The organism is Bacillus cereus group sp. Bc010 (genome assembly GCF_027716745.1).
Classification (GTDB): Bacteria; Bacillota; Bacilli; order Bacillales; family Bacillaceae_G; genus Bacillus_A; species Bacillus_A pacificus.
The window spans coordinates 1-2,779 of sequence record NZ_JAQFUY010000086.1; the positions used below are offsets into that span (position 1 = coordinate 1).

Consider the following 2,779-nt stretch of genomic DNA (forward strand, 5'->3'; position numbering starts at 1 on the left):
TACCTTGTGTGAACTGTTCTCGCACAAAAAGTTGTGGAAACACACTATATAAAAGCGAGGGAACTATAAAATGTTCTAACTGCATGTTTGACTATCAAGACTCGGAAGTAAGTCTTGCAAGAACATCGTAAACTCTTGAAAAGGTCTAATACTACGGATAGCAATAATAGAGAACCCTATCATTGTTATGAGCCCGTTGAAGGCGGTGAAAATCGAACCTAAATTCCTCAGGGAACATGGTAAGAAAAGTAATCGGGACGCCATAAAATAGCTATGGATAGAATGAATCATAGATTCTGGCGAATCACTGAATGTACGTGTCGATACTATCCGTTCCTTAGAAATATGGAGGAGGTAAAACCATACCTTTTCAGTTGTGGAAATGATAATAAGGTATATCAAATCTGCGGATAGGGACTATACCCTATTCATCTAATGAATCAAATTACGATTAGTTCATTAGTAACTGACGGCATAAAGGTGAGTCCTAAGGCTATATGTAAGGCTAAAACATGTGGAACAGTTGAAGTTGGTGAGAACGTCATACGATGGTTAATTATCGGTTCGTGGATATAAGGTATTACACATACAATACTGAAGTTCCTTAACACCAATGGCAGTAGGGTCATAGTACCAAAGAAGGTTATGTAATATAACTAGAGGGAAGGGCCCAAGTCTAATAATCATGCAAAGGCAAAATTATTCTAGGAATGTGTAACAGTAACCGACTAAACCTTAGAGCAAAATCTCAGCAAAAGAGGTGATGCAATTTGGTGCGAAAACTAGAAAATACTCTTGAATCAGAAACAGAATTAAAGAGAACATTAGACAAGCTGTACTCAAAAACAAAAGAGCATATGGAAAAAAAGACGAGAATCAAACACACATCTCTCCTTGAAATTGCGATGTCAAAACCTAATATTGTCACTGCGATACACTCGCTAAAAAGCAATAAAGGCTCCATGACTCCAGGGGTAGACGGAAAAACAATCCAAGACTACCTCAGACTATCCGAAGAAAAACTTATCGAGTTAATTCGTGGTAGACTCACAAATTTCAAGGCGCACCTAATAAAACGTGTGTTTATTCCAAAGGCTAATGGCGGACAACGACCTCTCGGTATTCCAACCATAGAAGACCGGATAATTCAACAAATGATGAAGCAAGTCTTAGAGCCTGTACTCGAAGCACAATTCTTCAAATACAGCTTTGGGTTTCGACCAGAAAGAACTACCTATCATGCGTTGGAAAGAGTAAAAGTCCTTGTTCATAACACTGGGTATCACTGGATCGTAGAAGGTGATATTCGTCAATTCTTCGACAAAGTAAACCATAGGATTCTTATAAAAAAACTATGGAGCATGGGAATCAAAGATAGACGAATATTGTGCCTAATAACGGAATTCCTCAAAGCTGGAATCTTCAAAAATATCATTAGAAATGACAATGGTACACCCCAAGGTGGCATATTAAGCCCCCTCTTAGCAAATGTATACTTACATTCCTTCGACAAATGGGTTGCCAAGCAATTTGAAGAATTTACAACCAGACATGAGTATTCGAAACACGATCATAAATTACGAGGTTTAAAATCTTCTAACCTTAAGCCAGGCTATCTAATCAGATATGCTGATGACTGGGTTCTAGTCACTAATAACAAATCCCATGCTTATAGATGGAAGACTGTTATCAAGAATTTTCTTCAGAAAGAACTTAAACTTGAACTATCCGAAGAGAAAACAAGAATAACCAACATCAGGCATAAGCCAATAGAATTTCTTGGCTTCAAATACAAGGTAGTCTTAAAAGGTGTAAAAGGAAAAAAGAAGAAGGATAAAAAGACAAGATATATCAGCCAAATAACTCCTTCTGATAAGAAGATTAAAAGAAAAGTAAAAGAACTCAGAGCCACACTCACTTCTCTCGGCAAAAGATTAAGCCACGATAAACTGAGTAATGCACAGCTAATCTTAGCCTATAACTCAAAGGTTAGAGGATTAATAAATTATTATTCATATGCCACCGAATCTCCCATAATGGATAGAGAAGGTTATAAGTTAAGAAAAAAGACTTTTAATCTTCTATCTAGGCGTGGTGGGGTCTTACATCCTATCAACAAGTGTATTAACCTTGCGGACAAATACCCTAAACGGACACAAAAGACTTTAGCTATTAAAACCGAAGTTGGCTACATTGGCATTATGCATTTAAACCTAACCAAGATGAACGAAAACCTATATAAACAAAAGGTTCAAAATGAAACTCCATACTCTCCTTCGGGACGTAAATTAATCGAGCGAAGAAAGGGAACAAAGGAGTTCAGTGTCAGACTAGATGAAATTACAAGCCTCTCTCTCCTTGAGAAAGTCAGGAAAAAACTTGTGAATTCACCCCGATACAATTTTGAGTACTTTATGAATAGAGGATATGCGTTCAACAGAGATAGAGGAAAATGTAGAATTACAGGAGTCCCACTTGGGAAGCACAACCTGCATGTTCATCACATTAATCCTAATCTCCCGTTAGAAGAAGTCAATAAGCTGCCAAATCTAGCCTGTGTAGATAAGGAAATTCACAAGGCAATACACAATGAAGTTGATATGAGCAGCATCTTGAATAATAAGGAAATTAATAAACTGAAACGATTCAGGAACAAAATTCATGCTATTTGATTATTAGATGGAGCGCCGTATGAGGTGAAAGTCTCACGTACGGTGTGGACCGGGGGAAAAGCCACTCTTAACAGGTAATGCTGAAGAATTGGCTTACCTATCGGTAT

The 2,779-nt window shown here is 37.5% G+C and carries 1 protein-coding gene; it reads left to right on the forward strand.

Going from position 1 to position 2,779, the window contains the following annotated elements; all coding sequences use genetic code 11:
- Positions 1-773 precede the first annotated feature (773 nt).
- Positions 774-2,672, forward strand: coding sequence for a group II intron reverse transcriptase/maturase (ltrA, locus tag PDQ68_RS28415; RefSeq protein WP_002019929.1), 1,899 nt, complete (start codon positions 774-776; stop codon positions 2,670-2,672).
- Positions 2,673-2,779 lie beyond the last annotated feature (107 nt).